Source organism: Aliiroseovarius lamellibrachiae (genome assembly GCF_018599245.1).
In the GTDB taxonomy this organism is placed as follows: Bacteria; Pseudomonadota; Alphaproteobacteria; order Rhodobacterales; family Rhodobacteraceae; genus Aliiroseovarius; species Aliiroseovarius lamellibrachiae.
This window is the reverse complement of the sequence record NZ_JAHEVJ010000006.1, coordinates 199,265-214,865: the sequence shown is the minus strand read 5'-3', so window position 1 is coordinate 214,865 and position 15,601 is coordinate 199,265. Positions and strand designations below refer to the sequence as shown.

Here is a 15,601-nt window from a genome sequence, read left to right as displayed (position 1 = left end):
TTTTGGCAGACCTGTTGTCTCATCTATCCTCGGGTGTTACCCCGACGAAAGATTTATCGCAACAGAACCGACATGACCAAAACGCTAACATTTCTTGGGCTGGAAAGCTCGTGCGACGACACCGCCGCCGCCGTTGTGCGCCACACGCCGGGGGACGCGCCGGAAATTCTGGCCACAGTTGTGGCTGGGCAAACCGATCTGCACGCTGACTTCGGTGGTGTCGTGCCAGAGATTGCCGCCCGCGCGCACACCGAAAAACTCGACCTCTGTGTAGAAGAAGCATTGGCCGCCTCTGATCTTAACCTGACCGACCTTGATGCCATCGCAGTGACCGCCGGGCCCGGTTTGATCGGCGGCGTTTTGGCCGGCGTTATGTGCGCCAAAGGGCTGTCTGCCGGATCCGGCCTGCCCCTGGTCGGCGTGAACCATCTGGCCGGCCACGCCCTGACCCCACGGCTCACGGATCAAGCGACCTTTCCCTATTTGATGCTTTTGGTGTCCGGCGGGCATTGCCAGTTCTTGATTGCCAAAGGGCCCGAAGAATTCAGCCGTTTGGGCGGCACCATCGACGATGCCCCCGGTGAAGCCTTTGACAAAACCGCAAAACTGTTAGGCCTTCCACAACCTGGTGGTCCTGCGGTAGAGGCCGAGGCCCGGAAGGGCGACGAGAAACAGTTCCGTTTCCCGCGCCCCCTGCTTGATCGCCCCGGTTGTGACATGAGCTTTTCTGGCCTCAAAACAGCCTTGCTTCGAGAGCGGGATCGCCAAGTGGCTGAACATGGCGGGCTGCACCAAGCGGATCGGGCGGATCTTTGTGCCGGATTTCAGGCTGCCGTGCGCGATGTTTTGATCGAGAAATCTCGCCGTGCGTTGGCGGAATATCTATCCCTCTCTCCAGAGGAACCAACCTTGGCCGTCGCCGGAGGCGTGGCTGCAAACAAGGCTCTACGAAGCGGATTAGAGACTTTGTGTGGCGATCTTGGGGTCGCTTTTCTCGCCCCTCCCATGCATCTTTGCACCGACAACGCCGCCATGATTGCCTGGGCCGGGATGGAGCGATTCCGTCTGGGCGCGCAGGACGACATGTCGCTGGCCGCACGCCCCCGCTGGCCCCTTGACCGCACTGCCCCCGCTATGTTGGGATCTGGCAAAAAGGGAGCCAAAGCATGAGCATTTCCATCCTCGGCGCAGGCGCTTTTGGAACCGCCTTGGCGATCTCAATCGCGCGAGATGGGCGGGATGTATTGCTGTGGGCCCGCACGCCCGAAGACATGCAAGCCGCCCGAGAGAATGCCCGACGCTTGCCGGGGCACCGGTTTCCGGACAGTTTGACCGTGACTGGGAATTTGCCCTTAGCATGCAAGCCCGACATCGTCCTTCTGGCCACGCCAATGCAACAACTCTCGCGTTTTTTGGGCGAACATTCCGGTTTGCTGGACTGCAAAACGCTGGTCGCCTGCTGCAAGGGTATTGATCTGGACACTGGCTTTGGACCCGCAGAAGTCATTCGCCGCCATGTCCCCAATGCCACACCGGCAATTCTGTCCGGGCCAAGCTTTGCCGTCGATATTGCGGCCGGTCTGCCCACAGCGCTGACCCTTGCCGTAAATGATGGTGAAGTGCTGCAAAACGCCCTTTCGACAGACACCTTGCGCCTTTATCGGTCTGCGGATCTGGTGGGGGTTGAAATTGGCGGTGCGCTGAAAAATGTCGTGGCAATTGCCTGCGGGATCGCGATCGGCGCCGGACTTGGCGAAAGCGCGCGTGCGGCCTTGATGACCCGAGGATACGCCGAGATGCAACGCTTTGCGATTGCCCAGGGTGCGCGGCCAGAAACCCTTGCGGGGCTGTCGGGTTTTGGCGATCTGTCGCTCACTTGTACCTCAGAGAAATCGCGGAATTTCGCATTTGGGCTGGCCTTGGGGCGTGGCGACAGCCTTCCGGAAGGCACCACAATTGAAGGTAAGGCCACAGCCAAGGCCGTTTCATCCCTTGCAAAGACGCTAAATTTGGACATGCCTATTGCCAATATGGTTGTGGCCGTTCTTGATAAGCACCTGACCATTAAAGAAGCGACCAAGGCCCTGTTGGCCCGCCCCCTGAAGGAGGAATGATATGCTGGTATCCGTGATTTGCACCGACAAAGACGGGGCGATTGAAACCCGAAAAGCCAACCGTGACGCGCATGTTGCTTACTTGAAGGCCACAAATGTGGTGCAGGCGGGGCCGTTTTTAAATGCGGATGGTATGATGTATGGCTCGCTGGTCATTCTTGATGTGGAGGATATGGCCGCCGCACAGGCTTGGGCCGCAGAAGACCCCTATGCCAAGGCCGGGCTGTTTTCAGATGTTCGCATCGAACAATGGAACAGAGTGATCGGATGACCCGCTGGCTGTTCAAATCCGAGGTCTCGACCTGGAGTTGGGATCAGCAAGTTGCCAAAGGTGACGCCGGCGAGGAATGGGACGGGGTGCGCAACTATCAGGCGCGCAACCACATGCGCACCATGAAAGTGGGCGACCTCGGGTTCTTTTACCATTCGCAAAAAGAGAAAGAGATCGTCGGGATTATCGAGGTCTGCGCCGAAGCCCATCCCGACAGCACCACGGATGATGAACGCTGGGAGTGTGTCGATATCAAGGCGGTCCGCCCCCTGCCACGTCCTGTCAAATTACAGATGTGCAAAGATGACCCGCGACTTGCCGATATGGTTTTGGTCAACAACACCCGCCTGTCTGTCCAGCCTGTGACCGACGAAGAATGGCGGGTTGTGCTGGAGCTTGCGGGCGATCAGGGCTGAAGTCATACTCCTGTTAAAGAAATGTCGAACAGGAGGGGAAACCCAATGGGAATTCTATCAGTTTTGGCGGCCGCCGTCGCCGCCTATGTGTTTGGAACTATTTGGTATATGTCGCTGGCGAAACCTTGGATGGCAGCAACCGGGGTGGCGGTGGGCGAAGACGGGCGACCTGAAAATGCAAGCAATCCAATCCCCTATATTGTAGCCTTTGTCATGGCGATTTTGGTGGCTGGGATGATGCGGCATATTTTCACCATGGCGGGTATTGATGGTGTCGGTAAATCGCTGATCACTGGGCTGGGCCTTGGCCTGTTTGTGGCCGCACCGTGGATTGTGAACAACGTGATGTTTTCTGGAAAGCCCAAAAAGCTGGCATTGATTGACGGCGGCTATGCGGCCGGTGGATGTGCTGTTGCGGGATTGGTTTTGGGTCTGTTTTAACCCCAAACAAAAAAGGCCGACCTAAGCCGACAAAAAAGAGAAGGGGCCCGCACCCATCGGACCCCTTCTACCACCCCACGTGCTCCCTAGCACCACACGTGTTCACAATAATAAGGGTCCGACCGTCCTGGTCTTCGTAGACTATATAGCGGGAAATTGCGGCGGATTGCAATCTTGTTTCCCGTTCAAAATTATTCAAAATCAGTAGGTTAACTCAAGGATTGGTTAACCATACCTGGACATGAAAAAGGCGCAGGACCAAGGGTCACCGCGCCTTTTTGAAATTCTGGGTTGGGATCAGCTGTAAACAGCTTCCTTACCGAAATGCTTGACCAGCATGTAATAAACAACGGCGCGGTATTTGTTGCGCTCAGATTGGCCATAGGTTTGGATTACAGCGTTGATTGCGTCCATCAATTGCGGGCCATCGCCCAGACCCAACTTCTTGATCAGAAAGTTGTTTTTCACGGTTTCCAGCTCGCTGTCCTGGGTCGCTGCAACGGTCGAAGCATCGTCATTGTAGATGGCCGGACCGCAACCAATTGTGACCTTGGTCAACAGATCCATGTCCGGGGACATGCCACATTTATTTTTCAAATCATCTGCGTATTTCGCGATCAAGTCGTCTCTTTTACCCATAATGGTGCTCCCAATTGTTGTTCAAGGCTTAGCCTCTCTGGGGGCAGACTAAGGGTAAAATTCATCAACACAAAGGAAAACATTGCCGCATCGTTCCCCCTAGGAATCATGGGTCGTTTGTCGCAGACTGTCGCCAACCAACACATTTAATCAGGAGGGATCCATGGGTCTTTGGAATTTTGTAAAAGGCGCCGGTAAGGCATTGTTCGGCGATGATGACGCAGCCACCGAAGAAACACTGGCGAAAGAGGTTGCGGATCTGGGGATCAGCACCGAAGGGCTGGACATCAAACTGGACGGCGAAAAAGTTGTGATTGCCGGCGGTGAAGGTCTGAGCGCGGAAGACCGTGAAAAGGTCATTCTGGCTGTTGGCAACGTCGAAGGTGTGGCCGAAGTTGAAGCCGAGATGGAAAACGAACCTGTTTTCCACACCGTTGAAAAAGGCGACACCCTTTGGGCGATTGCGGCCAAAACACTTGGCAATGGTGCGAAATATGAAGAGATTTTTGAGGCCAACCGCCCAATGCTCTCACATCCTGACAAAATCTATCCAGGTCAGAACCTGCGCATCCCGCAATAAGCGGCGAATATATCAAACACAAAACGGCTGGGCATTCCCCGGCCGTTTCTTTTTGCGCTGCATTTTATCACCCCAAAAACAATCGCACCCCCGCGTTTTTTACCTTGAGGCGCGCGCCAATTCCCTGTCTGATCCTTGCGAAACAATTCTGACGGAGGCGCACAACATGGGTTACCTAAAATCCACCCCCAACCGCGATGGCTATTTTGGCGAATATGGGGGGGCGATGTTGCCACCGCCGCTGGAACCCCATTTCAAAGAAATCCGTGAAGCCTATGACCGGATCTCGAAATCCGCGGATTTCATTGCTGAACTGCGCCATATCCGCAAACATTTCCAAGGGCGCCCAACCCCGGTCTCTTACCTTAAGAACCTGTCAGACATGTGCGGCGGCGCGCAGATTTATGCAAAGCGCGAAGACCTGAACCACACCGGCGCACACAAGCTGAATCACTGCATGGGCGAAGGGCTGTTGGCCAAGTTCATGGGCAAGACCAAACTGATGGCCGAAACGGGCGCGGGTCAGCACGGCGTCGCGCTGGCGACGGCGGCGGCATACTTCGGGCTGGAATGCGAAATCCACATGGGCGAGATCGACATCGCCAAAGAGGCCCCAAATGTGACCCGTATGAAACTGCTGGGCGCCACGGTTGTGCCTGTTGGCTTTGGTGGGCGCTCGCTGAAAGAAGCGGTCGACAGCGCCTTTGGCAGCTATATGGAACAGGCCGACACGGCGCTTTTCGCAATCGGATCGGTTGTTGGCCCACACCCCTTCCCGCTCATCGTGCGTGATTTCCAACACATCGTTGGCGTCGAAGCCCGTGAACAGTTCATGGAGATGACCGGCGATCTGCCAGACATGGTTGCCGCATGCGTTGGCGGTGGATCAAATGCGATGGGTCTGTTTTCGGGCTTTATCGAAGACGAAACCGTGTCGCTGCATGGGGTCGAACCGATGGGCACCTCGTCAAAATTGGGCGAACATGCGGCGACCATTTCCTTTGGCGAAGATGGCGACATTCATGGCTTCCGCACCATGGTGCTAAAAGACGAAAACGGCGATCCGGCGCCTGTACACACGGTTGCATCTGGCTTGGATTACCCCGGTGTTGGCCCAGAACACGCGCATCTTTATCGCACAGGGAAAGCCAATTACACCTCGGCCAATGACAAAGAAGCACTGGCCGCCTTTTATGCGCTCTCGCGCCACGAAGGCATCATTCCAGCACTGGAAAGCGCCCATGCCGTGGCGTTTGCCATGCGCGAAGCCCCAAAAAACCCCGGCAAGTCGATCCTGATCAACCTGTCAGGCCGCGGCGATAAAGACATTGATTATGTCACCGAAACCTTCGGGTTCGGCGACGACGCTTAATCAAGACGATGCCTAATCAAACAGAGGGGCGAACCGTCGCCCCTCCCCTTACGCCAACTGAGCTTTTTCTTGCTCAAAATACCTTGGGGTTTAAGGGGCAAAGCCCCTTACCGACAAACGCCCCACCCGCTGGCCTGAAGATGCAAATGATCCGCGTGTAACGAATTGTATTCTGGACTAAGTACCAGTTTGAACCAGTCACATGACGTGCGCCACGCCGCGCGCAGAAATCCCGCGTTCTCCCCGTCCCAATGACGCAACAACGCCAATTGCCGGCCATCCTCCAAACCAAAAGCGCGAATATCGATTGCACCTGCGGTGGCATGTTGGCTCCAATCGTCCGCCCCACCCCGTGTCGTTCGGATTTTTCGGCAATTATAGCTGCCTTGATGAAACAGCCGCGTCACCCGTAATCCAGCAGCTTGCGCGGCGCGGCGGATCCCATGACGCTCCCACATCGCAAGCCGAAGAGCGATGTCACAGCGGGTTTCCACAGGACCCACGCGCACGTCCCCCACGGCCCTTAACCGCACCCGGTCATGGATATGGCAATTTTCTGACCGGTCAAGATTAGGAAGCTCATCAAAGCGCGCGCCATAGGCATGCAACACCTTCGCGCATGTGGCACCATCGCGCGTGGCCCGCAACATCTGTACTCGGGTGATCGGGGTCAACGGCGCATCTATTGAAAGGTCTTTTGTGGGGTTCCATTGGCTCGGCAATGGGCTGTCAGGGTGCAACACCGCCACACTTATTCCGATCACCAAAAGGGTGATGGACACCATAATCAGCCTTAACGAGATGAAACCAAAGAACCGCATACCGGGACACAATCTGGTCGGCGCTGAGTCGGTTCAAGCAACGTGTTTCGCATCGGTGGATATCCGCGCGTTTAACCCGTTAAAAACGAAAAACGCCACCCCATTGGGGTGGCGTCTTGAAGGGTACAACTCAAAGTATCCTTGCATTATTTTAATAGCGGTAATGCTCGGGCTTAAACGGCCCTTCGACACCCACACCGATATAGTCCGCTTGGTCTTTCGACAGTTTGGACAGTTTCACACCGATGCGATCAAGGTGCAGCTTGGCCACTTTCTCATCCAGATGTTTGGGCAGGATATAGACGTCGTTTTTATATTCGTCGCCTTTGGTCCACAATTCGATCTGCGCCAACACCTGATTGGTAAAGCTTGCGGACATCACAAAGGATGGGTGACCCGTTGCGTTGCCAAGGTTCAGCAAACGCCCTTCGGACAGAAGGATGATGCGCGCACCGGATGGCATTTCGATCATGTCCACCTGGTCTTTGATGTTGGTCCATTTGTGGTTCTTCAGCGATGCCACTTGGATTTCATTGTCAAAGTGACCGATGTTGCCGACGATCGCCATATCCTTCATCGCGCGCATATGCTCGATCCGGATGATGTCTTTGTTGCCGGTGGTCGTGATGAACACGTCAGCGGATGATACAGCGTCTTCCAGCTCAACCACTTCAAAGCCGTCCATGGCGGCCTGAAGCGCGCAAATTGGGTCGATTTCGGTGACTTTCACACGGGCACCCGCGCCAGACAGTGACGCGGCAGAGCCTTTGCCCACATCGCCATACCCGCAAACGACAGCCACTTTACCCGCCAGCATCGTGTCGGTCGCACGGCGAATGCCGTCAACCAGCGATTCTTTACAGCCGTACTTGTTGTCGAACTTCGACTTGGTCACAGAGTCGTTCACATTGATCGCAGGGAACGGCAGTTGGCCTTGCTTGACCAGATCGTAAAGGCGGTGAACGCCGGTGGTGGTTTCTTCGGAAACACCTTGGATCTGCTCGCGCATTTTGGTGAACCAACCGGGTGTGGCCGCCATGCGTTTCTTGATCTGCGCAAAGACCGCGATTTCTTCTTCCGAAGTTGGCGTCTCGATCAGGCCAGTTTCGCCGTTTTCAACACGCGCACCCAAGAGGATATAAAGGGTCGCATCGCCGCCATCATCCAGGATCAGGTTTGGACCCTCGGGGAACATGAACGAGCGATCAAGGTAATCCCAATGCTCTTCCAGCGACTGACCCTTGATGGCGAATACAGGTGTACCACCCGCCGCAATCGCCGCCGCCGCGTGATCTTGGGTCGAGAAGATGTTGCAAGACGCCCAGCGCACATCGGCGCCCAGTGCCACCAGCGTTTCAATAAGAACCGCGGTTTGAATGGTCATATGCAGCGAGCCAACGATGCGCGACCCAGCCAATGGCTTTGTCTCACCATATTCTTCGCGCAGCGCCATCAGGCCCGGCATTTCTGTTTCAGCGATGTCCAGCTCTTTGCGGCCAAACTCAGCCAGGGCGATGTCTTTGACGATGTAATCTTGGGTCACCGGGACCTCCATAACAAAACATGTTTCCCGGGGGCCTTACCATCCTCACCGTTAACACGCAATGTAAGGGGTCAATATCCAGCCTTGGGGTCCCAAGATGTGATGGACCCGGCATCTTTGGATCTGACCACCACGAAAGCCATTCCTGTGCGGCGACGAGAACGACCCACCGAAGACCGCTTGAACTCTTCTCGCAACGTGGAAAATATGCGATGACACTCGCCCGGCGCAGGCACACCCCATTGCTTCGTCGCGACACCACTGCATGGAGAGACAATTGATGGCCGCAAAACCAAGAGCTTGGCAAAGAATGCTGTCCGGGCGTCGGTTGGATCTGTTGGATCCGACCCCAATGGATATTGAGATTGAGGACATTGCCCACGGCCTTGCTTTTGTGGCGCGCTGGAACGGGCAGACACATGGCGATTACCCCTATTCCGTCGCGGAACATTCGCTGTTGGTCGAGGCCTTGTATTCGCGCCTTTATCCCAAGGCCCCCGTGAAATGGCAATTGGCCGCCCTCTTGCATGACGCGCCCGAATACGTGATCGGTGACATGATTTCCCCGGTCAAGGCATCGGTTGGCGAAGGGTACGGCGAGCTGGACGAACGGTTGACCACCGCAATCCACGTCCGTTTTGGTCTGCCTGCAAAGACACCCGTGTCGATTAAAAAGGCGATCAAACGGGCGGACAAAATATCGGCTTGGTTAGAGGCGACCCAAATCGCAGGTTTCTCAGTGGCAGAGTCTAATAAGCTGTTTGGCGCGCCCGATCCTGACATCATCCGCGGTCTTGATATTCAGCTGCGCCCACCGCGTGAGGTGCGCAAAGCCTTCACCGCACGGCACGAAGAATTGCTGGAAAACCTATGATCAAAACACGCCCCGCCAATCCAAATGATGCAGCCGCAATGAGCGCGTTGATCACCCCCATTCTGCAAAGCTGGAACAGCGCACGGCGTGGCGATGCAGAGCATATGTTGAAACATTACATCACCCACCCAGACAACGTTCAGTGCACTGTCGCTGAAGACGAAACAGGACGCCTTGTGGGCTTCCAATCTTTGATCCGACCAGTCGAAGGCAACCCGTATAATACCCCCGCTGGCTGGGGAGAGATTGGCACCTATGTTGCCTTAGATGCCGGAAGGGGTGGCATTGGGCGCGCGCTATTTTCGGAAAGTCAAAAAGCGGCTCTATCCGGTGGACTAGAGACCATTGAGGCCACTATCGGCGCGGATAATGACAAAGGGTTGGGGTATTACGCAGCCATGGGATTTGTAACGTATGAGACACAACCTAACCTCGTTCGAAAACGGTTTGATATTTCCCAAAGTTAAACCGTCGATTTCAGCCAACGAATGAAAAGACGGGCTCCGTCTGACAGCCCCCCTGGCGCGGTCACGATATGATAGCCAAGATCGCTTTGCTGAAGCTCTCGAAGGGCCATCAATCGACCTGTCTCCAGATCCTCTTCGATCATCGGACGCATTTGCACAGACACCCCCAGCCCCGCACGGACGGCCGCCTTTGTCATCGGCGTTGTCAAAAATTCTGTGATCTTTGCAGTTTCATTTGAGATACCCAGCTCTTTCATCCAAAGGTCTTGTTCTGGCCAGTCTGCATTCACCAACCAAGGCAGCGAAAACAAAGCCTTCGGATCCCCAGTTTGCACGTCCTTCAGCAGTTCTGGCCGCCCAACAATCATAAAATGCGCAGGCACCAAAAGCTCGCTTTTCAAACCGGGCCATGCGCCAGAACCGTACCGCAACCCAAGATCAAACCCCTGCCGCTTGAGATCAACGGCGCCTTTTGACGGGACAAGCGTGATGGGGATGTCGGGATGTTTTAGCCAAAACGCCCCAAGTCGCGGCATCAACCAGTTTTCAGCAAAAGCATGTGTGAGTGTTACCCGAAGGGGACGCGCTTCTTTGGCTTGGCGCAGCGCCTCCACACCCTGCATTATACTGCCGAACCCATCGCCCAGCGCTTGCGCAAGGGTCTGTCCCGCATCGGTCAACTCCATCCCTCCCGCCACGCGGTAGGCCAGATCTTGGCCAAACTCCGCCTCAAGCCCGCGCACATGTTGGGCGATGGCCGCATGGGTTACGTTCAAATCCCGTGCAGCCGCGGAAAACGACCCAAGGCGCGCTGTGGCTTCAAACGCTCGAAGAGCCGAAAGAGAGGGGATGTTTTTCCAGTCCAAATTGATTGCCCTATGTAAGCCTGCCTAACAGTTGCGAAATCATACTGATTGGATTTAGCGGCCAGAACAAGCTTAAATGACCAAGTGAACCAAAAGGAGGGCACACCCATGTTAAACATACTTGCAAACAGTTTTGCCGTCGCCACGCGTGTTTCCACACCGCGCAGGACCGCAAAACACATGTCTGATATGGCTGATCGCTTGGAAACTCAGGTTGATTGGGCCCGCCCAAAGTTCAAACGCCCGCAGGGCTGGGGAAGCCTTAGGACGTGCAGGTCATTCCCTGTCTCTGACCGTCCTTGCGCCACCCCACAAACCGCTCACCCGTAAAGGTCAGCACAAGCTTGCCCCATTGGTGTTGTGCAGCGATGCTAGTGGGGCAATGCGTCAGCGGCAAGGCGCGATGCGCGCCAAGCTCGCGATCAAGCGCGGGCAACACGCCTTTTGGGGAGCGGCCAAAATCAATGCGCTGATCCACAGGCGAAATCGCCAGACCCTGAGCATCAGGATGCACGGTTACACCTATTTTTGCAGCTGCATTTGAAGATGTTTCAGGCGCAGCCAAGCACCCCGACAAGCAGATCACAAGAAGACAGAGACCCGCACGCATTCCGATTACTTCGGGCTGCGCTTGGCCAGAATACGTTGCAACGTCCGGCGGTGCATATTCAGGCGACGCGCGGTTTCCGACACGTTGCGATCGCACAATTCATACACGCGCTGAATATGTTCCCACCGCACACGATCCGCGGACATTGGGTTTTCGGGCGGCGGAGGAAGCTCGTCCGGTTTGGCCAGCAGCGCACTGGTGATATCATTGGCATCGGCGGGTTTGGACAAATAATCATTTGCGCCCAATTTCACGGCCGCCACAGCGGTCGCGATGGCACCATAACCGGTCAGCACCACCACGCGCGCGTCCGGGCGCTTGTCGCGGATCACTTCGACCACATCCAGACCGTTGCCATCCTCCAGCCGTAAATCCACGACGGCATATGCCGGCGGGCGGGCCGTTGCGATGGCTTTTCCTGCGGCCACGGAACCAGCCATCTCCGGCTCGAAACCACGTTTTTCCATCGCGCGCGCAAGGCGACGCAGGAATGGTTCGTCATCATCCACCAAAAGCAGCGATTTATCTTCGCCAATCTCATTCAGGTCTTGATCAGCCATGGCACCCCCTCGGGTTTGTCTATGGGTCGCTTGCAACATTCTGAATATACGTAGGGCTTTGCGCGCCTCGGGTCAAATTCAACGCAGCGTTATCAGCTATGCGTGTCGCGCAACTCACACAGGATTACCCCTCAGCGTCAATAAAACATTCCACGCGTTTGGCGATGTCTTCCGCGGTGTCATCGCGCTTAAAGAACTCAAGAAAACCGTTTTTGGGTGTGACCAGATAGGTGAACGTCGAATGATCCACGAGGTAATACTCGTCGTCCCCCTCTTGCTTGCGGTAATAGGTCTTATAGGCCTTGCTGGCGGAGCGCACCTGGGCGGGCGTACCCGTCAAGCCGATCATGTCCGGGTGCAGATAGTCGGTGAATTCGCGCATCTGTTCGGGCGTATCGCGTTCTGGATCAATCGAAATGAACGCCATTTGCGCGTCATATCCCGCATTTTGCAACAGATCGAGCGCCTCTGCGTTGCGTGCATTATCAAGCGGGCAAACGTCAGGACAGAAAGTATACCCAAAATATAACAGCGTTGGCTTGGTGATCACGTCTTTGTCGGTGACCGCAACACCGTTTTCGTCAGTCAACTCAAATGGCCCACCAATTGATGCCGCACCGGTGCCAATCGCCGAACCGCGACATTGCGCAAACGCATCTTCGCCCCCGGTGGTCATATACCAACTGACCCCAATAAAGGCGGTGACAGCTACTGCGGCGCTTGCGGCATAGGTTCTCATCATCGGTGTTCTCCAGCATATCGGGGTCGTCTTATCAGCCCTACAAGGCATTGATCGCGCGTTCTGGCAGGACTAACAAGAGTTCAGGATGCCGCAACCCCTTTTGCGGCCAAGCACAGCAAGGACGGATCACAAATGTTTGACCGCAACGCGCCAATTCTGACGCCGTCGTCACCATCACCGGTCGCAGCGCAATGGGTACGGTTGCGCACTTTGGTGGTGCTGCGCTGGGCGGCTGTGTTGGGTCAGATAACGGCAATCCTGATCGCGATTCAGTTCTTTTCTCTTGATATCCACCTTGGTTTCACCGCTGTGGCGATTGGCCTTGGGATAATTGCCAACCTCGTGGCGCTGACGATTTATCCGCGCAATATGCGGTTGAACGAGCGGCAGGCGACCGGGTGGTTGCTGTTTGATACTTTCCAATTGGCGTTCATGGTGTTTCTGACCGGCGGGCTTCACAACCCGTTCATGGTGTTGATTGTGGCCCCGGTGACGGTGGCGGCAACGGCGCTGTCATCACGGGCCACCATGATTGTCGGCGGGGCCGCGATTGCCGCCACCACATTTGTGGCTGACTTCAACCTGCCTTTACAGACCCAAATGGGGTTTTCTCTACGAATGCCCGAGATCTTTGTCTTTGGGTTCTGGGTCGCCGTTGTCGTGTCGATCGGTTTTATTGGGCTTTATACGCGTCGGATTTCGTCGGAAATCAAATCCATGTCCGAAGCCCTGCTTGCCGCGCAAATGGCTCTGGCCCGCGAACAGAAACTGACAGACCTGGGCGGTGTTGTCGCGGCAGCAGCACATGAATTGGGAACCCCCCTTGCCACGATCAAGCTGGTCTCATCCGAATTGGCAGAGGAGCTGGAGGGCCAGCCCGACCTGATCGAAGACGTGCGCTTGATTGGCCAGCAAACGGACCGGTGCCGCGACATCCTGCGGTCTATGGGCCGGGCTGGAAAAGACGATATGCATATCCGGTTTGTGCCGCTTTCGGCCTTGGTCGAAGCCGCCGCTGAACCGCATATGGATCGCGGCAAAGACATCACAATCTCTATCAACGACCCCGGTAATTTCGCCCATGAACAGCCGGTCATGGCACGGCGACCCGAGATCATTCACGGGCTACGCAACCTGATCCAGAATGCTGTGGACTTCGCATCGACCGCCGTGTGGATCGACCTCAGCTGGACCGATCGCTCTATCACCATTCGGGTGATTGACGATGGGCGCGGGTATGCCCCGCATATGATCGACCGCATCGGTGACCCGTTTATCCGTCGCCGCGCGCCTGACACGCACCGGACGCGGCGCAAAGAATATGAGGGCATGGGGCTGGGATTGTTCATTGCCAAAACCTTGCTGGAACGCACCGGGGCGGTGTTGAATTTCAGCAATGGAGCTGAGCCATATACCGGTCGCCCTCACCCTCGTGAAAAGTCCGGTGCCATTGTTCAGGTCAGCTGGGATCGGAATGACCCATCGCTGGAACGGAAAGACAACATGCAGGGATTAGGTGAAAATATCCAAATAGAATAGCAAAAAACCCTTAATTTTATGGGTCTGGTTAAACGTTCGTTAACCTTCATGTCCCTAGGCTTGATCAGGGTGAAACGCCCGATCTTGGGACAGGAAAAATGCTAAACACACTCATGGCCGCGGCCTTGGTGCTGACTGCGTTCTGCATCGCACTTGCCGCTCTCTTCTCACTGTCATTGGCTGGCAAACGCCGGCGCACCCCCTTGGGGCAAGAGGCAGATATTGAACGCAACACAGCGATCTTTTTGTTCGACGACCAAAAACTCGTCGATGCAACCGAACGTGGCTGGCAGATGATCCAATCCAGCGAACAGCCGACGGGCGCGTCCGACTGGCAACAATTGTCCCACATGCTGCGTGGCTATTTTCCCGACCTAGAAAACCGTATGGCTGAACTTGCGGAATTCGGCGAAGTGGATCTCAGTTCCAAGGATCGCCCTTGTCGCCTGCGCGCGCGGTGGCATGATGGGTTGGCCCGGATCGAGTTTCTGGACGAAAACACCGCCACAACCGGCGTTGATCGCCACAAAATGCACGCGTTACAGGACGAAGTTTCCACCCTGCGCTCCACCACCGAACAGCTGCCGTTTTTGATCTGGCGTGAAAATGAAAACCAAACCATCACTTGGGCCAATCGTCATTACCTGGAGCTGGCCGATAGCCTCCAGCCTGACGAGGCCGTCACCTCTTGGCCACCACGCAAGTTATTCGACACACCACAACTGGCCGAAGCCGCCACAAATGACCACCCCCGCCGCGCGGCCTTGCCCGGTGGTCCAAACGGTCAGCGACAGTGGTTCGAATTACACGAAGTGATGTTGGGCGATGAGAATGTGATCACAGCAGTTCCCGTCGATCGCCTTGTCAAAGCGGAAAGCAGCCTGTCAGAATTTGTCACCACGCTGACAAAAACCTTTGCGCATCTTCCCATTGGCCTCGCCATTTTTGATCGCAAACGTCAGCTCGCGCTGTTTAATCCAGCGCTCACCGATTTGGTGTCGCTTCCCGTCGCTTTTCTGGTGGGCAAACCAACGCTGTTCAGCTTTCTCGACCATTTGCGCGAAAAACGCATGATGCCAGAGCCCAAAGATTACAAATCCTGGCGTCAGCAAATGTCGGAACTCGAAGCCGCCGCGCGCGATGGGACCTATGAAGAAACTTGGTCACTGCCGTCTGGTCAGACCTATCGCGTGTCCGGCCGCCCGCATCCTGAAGGTGCCGTCGCGTTTTTGTTTGAAGATATCACCGCCGAAGTCTCGCTTACGCGTCGGTTCAGAGCAGAGCTTGAAATGGGTCAATCCGCACTGGATTGTATGAGCGAAGCCATCGCCGTCTTTGCCCCCGGTGGAACGCTTGCCATGTCAAATGCAGCTTACCGCACACTTTGGGGCAATGACCCGGAAACCAGCCTGATGGACGTCACCGTTTCGGATGCCTGCATGACATGGCGCCACAAATGCCGCCCTTCTGATATCTGGGACCGCATCCAAACCAGCGTCGCCAATATCGAAAATCGCAGCAGCTGGAGCGAGGAATTCCATCTGCTCAACGGCCGCTCTGTCATTTGCCAGATCAAGCCTATGGTGCGTGGCGCCACAATGGTCAGTTTTGCCGCGTCGTCTGAATTGCCAGCATCGCCAAAAAAACGCAGCACAGCAGCCAGCAACACCAAAAACTCGCCGAAAATTACGGCCATCTCGCAAGTGTGACCCAACCTGATCTGCCTGTTTGACCATAGATCAGATC

The 15,601-nt window shown here is 55.7% G+C and carries 18 protein-coding genes; 11 read left to right on the top strand and 7 right to left on the bottom strand.

Features of this window, described 5'->3' with window-relative positions; translation table 11 throughout:
- The first annotated feature begins 72 nt into the window (after positions 1-72).
- Genes tsaD through KKW20_RS12230 form a run of 5 tightly spaced genes read left to right on the top strand, consistent with a single transcriptional unit; the run spans position 73 to position 3,242 of the window.
- Positions 73-1,170, top strand: coding sequence for a tRNA (adenosine(37)-N6)-threonylcarbamoyltransferase complex transferase subunit TsaD (gene tsaD / locus KKW20_RS12250; RefSeq protein ID WP_214568175.1), 1,098 nt, complete (start codon positions 73-75; stop codon positions 1,168-1,170).
- Positions 1,167-2,114, top strand: coding sequence for an NAD(P)H-dependent glycerol-3-phosphate dehydrogenase (locus KKW20_RS12245; RefSeq protein WP_214568174.1), 948 nt, complete (start codon positions 1,167-1,169; stop codon positions 2,112-2,114). The genes tsaD and KKW20_RS12245 overlap by 4 nt, the downstream gene beginning before the upstream one ends.
- Position 2,115: 1 nt before the next feature.
- Positions 2,116-2,385 carry a YciI family protein gene (locus tag KKW20_RS12240; RefSeq protein WP_214568173.1) on the top strand — a complete coding sequence of 90 codons (270 nt, stop codon included), beginning with the start codon at positions 2,116-2,118 and terminating at the stop codon, positions 2,383-2,385.
- Positions 2,382-2,801 carry an EVE domain-containing protein gene (locus KKW20_RS12235; protein WP_214568249.1) on the top strand — a complete coding sequence of 140 codons (420 nt, stop codon included), beginning with the start codon at positions 2,382-2,384 and terminating at the stop codon, positions 2,799-2,801. The genes KKW20_RS12240 and KKW20_RS12235 overlap by 4 nt, the downstream gene beginning before the upstream one ends.
- 45 nt (positions 2,802-2,846) lie before the next feature.
- A complete protein-coding gene (locus KKW20_RS12230; RefSeq protein WP_214568172.1) occupies positions 2,847-3,242 on the top strand; it encodes a DUF1761 domain-containing protein in 396 nt (131 codons plus the stop codon).
- 297 nt (positions 3,243-3,539) lie between these two features.
- On the opposite strand, the gene KKW20_RS12225 is transcribed toward KKW20_RS12230, so the two are convergent.
- Complete coding sequence (locus KKW20_RS12225; protein ID WP_214568171.1) at positions 3,540-3,881, bottom strand: DUF2853 family protein; 342 nt, start codon at positions 3,879-3,881, stop codon at positions 3,540-3,542.
- Positions 3,882-4,044: 163 nt separating this feature from the next.
- Between KKW20_RS12225 and lysM the strand changes: the two genes are divergently transcribed.
- Both lysM and trpB read left to right on the top strand, forming a co-directional pair.
- A complete protein-coding gene (lysM, locus tag KKW20_RS12220; protein ID WP_214568170.1) occupies positions 4,045-4,461 on the top strand; it encodes a peptidoglycan-binding protein LysM in 417 nt (138 codons plus the stop codon).
- A 166-nt stretch (positions 4,462-4,627) separates the two neighbouring features.
- Complete coding sequence (trpB, locus tag KKW20_RS12215; protein WP_214568169.1) at positions 4,628-5,833, top strand: tryptophan synthase subunit beta; 1,206 nt, start codon at positions 4,628-4,630, stop codon at positions 5,831-5,833.
- 107 nt (positions 5,834-5,940) lie between these two features.
- Here trpB and KKW20_RS12210 read toward each other — a convergent pair whose 3' ends face one another.
- Together KKW20_RS12210 and ahcY are read right to left on the bottom strand one after the other, a co-directional pair.
- Positions 5,941-6,654, bottom strand: a complete 714-nt coding sequence (locus KKW20_RS12210; protein ID WP_214568168.1) for an extensin-like domain-containing protein — start codon at positions 6,652-6,654, stop codon at positions 5,941-5,943.
- 151 nt (positions 6,655-6,805) lie between these two features.
- Positions 6,806-8,197 (bottom strand): adenosylhomocysteinase, encoded by a 1,392-nt coding sequence (gene ahcY / locus KKW20_RS12205; RefSeq protein ID WP_214568167.1) that lies wholly within the window; start codon positions 8,195-8,197, stop codon positions 6,806-6,808.
- A 280-nt stretch (positions 8,198-8,477) separates the two neighbouring features.
- Here ahcY and KKW20_RS12200 point away from each other — a divergent pair, with 280 nt between their 5' ends.
- Together KKW20_RS12200 and KKW20_RS12195 are read left to right on the top strand one after the other, a co-directional pair.
- Positions 8,478-9,071 carry an HD domain-containing protein gene (locus KKW20_RS12200; RefSeq protein WP_214568248.1) on the top strand — a complete coding sequence of 198 codons (594 nt, stop codon included), beginning with the start codon at positions 8,478-8,480 and terminating at the stop codon, positions 9,069-9,071.
- On the top strand, positions 9,068-9,538 hold the full coding sequence (locus KKW20_RS12195) for a GNAT family N-acetyltransferase (protein WP_214568166.1): 471 nt from the start codon (positions 9,068-9,070) through the stop codon (positions 9,536-9,538). Before KKW20_RS12200 ends, KKW20_RS12195 begins: the two co-directional genes overlap by 4 nt.
- On the opposite strand, the gene KKW20_RS12190 is transcribed toward KKW20_RS12195, so the two are convergent.
- The 4 genes from KKW20_RS12190 to KKW20_RS12175 all read right to left on the bottom strand — a co-directional run bounded on the left by KKW20_RS12190 (position 9,535) and on the right by KKW20_RS12175 (position 12,316).
- Entirely contained in the window at positions 9,535-10,404 is an 870-nt protein-coding gene (locus tag KKW20_RS12190; RefSeq protein ID WP_214568165.1) for a LysR family transcriptional regulator, read from the bottom strand. The genes KKW20_RS12195 and KKW20_RS12190 overlap by 4 nt on opposite strands.
- 262 nt (positions 10,405-10,666) lie before the next feature.
- Positions 10,667-11,014, bottom strand: a complete 348-nt coding sequence (locus KKW20_RS12185; protein ID WP_214568164.1) for a hypothetical protein — start codon at positions 11,012-11,014, stop codon at positions 10,667-10,669.
- Positions 11,015-11,019: 5 nt separating this feature from the next.
- Complete coding sequence (locus KKW20_RS12180) at positions 11,020-11,574, bottom strand: ActR/PrrA/RegA family redox response regulator transcription factor (protein ID WP_214568163.1); 555 nt, start codon at positions 11,572-11,574, stop codon at positions 11,020-11,022.
- A gap of 124 nt (positions 11,575-11,698) precedes the next feature.
- The gene (locus KKW20_RS12175) at positions 11,699-12,316 is read right to left on the bottom strand and encodes an SCO family protein (protein ID WP_214568162.1); all 618 of its coding nucleotides are present in this window, start codon (positions 12,314-12,316) and stop codon (positions 11,699-11,701) included.
- Between the two features lie 132 nt (positions 12,317-12,448).
- Between KKW20_RS12175 and regB the strand changes: the two genes are divergently transcribed.
- Both regB and KKW20_RS12165 read left to right on the top strand, forming a co-directional pair.
- Entirely contained in the window at positions 12,449-13,855 is a 1,407-nt protein-coding gene (gene regB / locus KKW20_RS12170) for a sensor histidine kinase RegB (protein ID WP_214568161.1), read from the top strand.
- A gap of 98 nt (positions 13,856-13,953) precedes the next feature.
- Entirely contained in the window at positions 13,954-15,564 is a 1,611-nt protein-coding gene (locus KKW20_RS12165; RefSeq protein ID WP_214568160.1) for a PAS-domain containing protein, read from the top strand.
- Positions 15,565-15,601: the final 37 nt, after the last annotated feature.

Bases quoted from the DNA above. Each gene is read 5' to 3' on its own strand.
- KKW20_RS12165 (WP_214568160.1), top strand. From the start codon at position 13,954: ATGCTAAACACACTCATGGCCGCGGCCTTGGTGCTGACTGCGTTCTGC.
- lysM (WP_214568170.1), top strand. From the start codon at position 4,045: ATGGGTCTTTGGAATTTTGTAAAAGGCGCCGGTAAGGCATTGTTCGGC.
- KKW20_RS12195 (WP_214568166.1), top strand. From the start codon at position 9,068: ATGATCAAAACACGCCCCGCCAATCCAAATGATGCAGCCGCAATGAGC.
- KKW20_RS12180 (WP_214568163.1), bottom strand. From the start codon at position 11,574: ATGGCTGATCAAGACCTGAATGAGATTGGCGAAGATAAATCGCTGCTT.
- trpB (WP_214568169.1), top strand. From the start codon at position 4,628: ATGGGTTACCTAAAATCCACCCCCAACCGCGATGGCTATTTTGGCGAA.
- regB (WP_214568161.1), top strand. From the start codon at position 12,449: ATGTTTGACCGCAACGCGCCAATTCTGACGCCGTCGTCACCATCACCG.
- KKW20_RS12245 (WP_214568174.1), top strand. From the start codon at position 1,167: ATGAGCATTTCCATCCTCGGCGCAGGCGCTTTTGGAACCGCCTTGGCG.
- KKW20_RS12185 (WP_214568164.1), bottom strand. From the start codon at position 11,014: ATGCGTGCGGGTCTCTGTCTTCTTGTGATCTGCTTGTCGGGGTGCTTG.
- KKW20_RS12230 (WP_214568172.1), top strand. From the start codon at position 2,847: ATGGGAATTCTATCAGTTTTGGCGGCCGCCGTCGCCGCCTATGTGTTT.
- KKW20_RS12225 (WP_214568171.1), bottom strand. From the start codon at position 3,881: ATGGGTAAAAGAGACGACTTGATCGCGAAATACGCAGATGATTTGAAA.
- KKW20_RS12235 (WP_214568249.1), top strand. From the start codon at position 2,382: ATGACCCGCTGGCTGTTCAAATCCGAGGTCTCGACCTGGAGTTGGGAT.
- KKW20_RS12240 (WP_214568173.1), top strand. From the start codon at position 2,116: ATGCTGGTATCCGTGATTTGCACCGACAAAGACGGGGCGATTGAAACC.
- KKW20_RS12175 (WP_214568162.1), bottom strand. From the start codon at position 12,316: ATGATGAGAACCTATGCCGCAAGCGCCGCAGTAGCTGTCACCGCCTTT.
- KKW20_RS12200 (WP_214568248.1), top strand. From the start codon at position 8,478: ATGGCCGCAAAACCAAGAGCTTGGCAAAGAATGCTGTCCGGGCGTCGG.
- KKW20_RS12210 (WP_214568168.1), bottom strand. From the start codon at position 6,654: ATGCGGTTCTTTGGTTTCATCTCGTTAAGGCTGATTATGGTGTCCATC.
- tsaD (WP_214568175.1), top strand. From the start codon at position 73: ATGACCAAAACGCTAACATTTCTTGGGCTGGAAAGCTCGTGCGACGAC.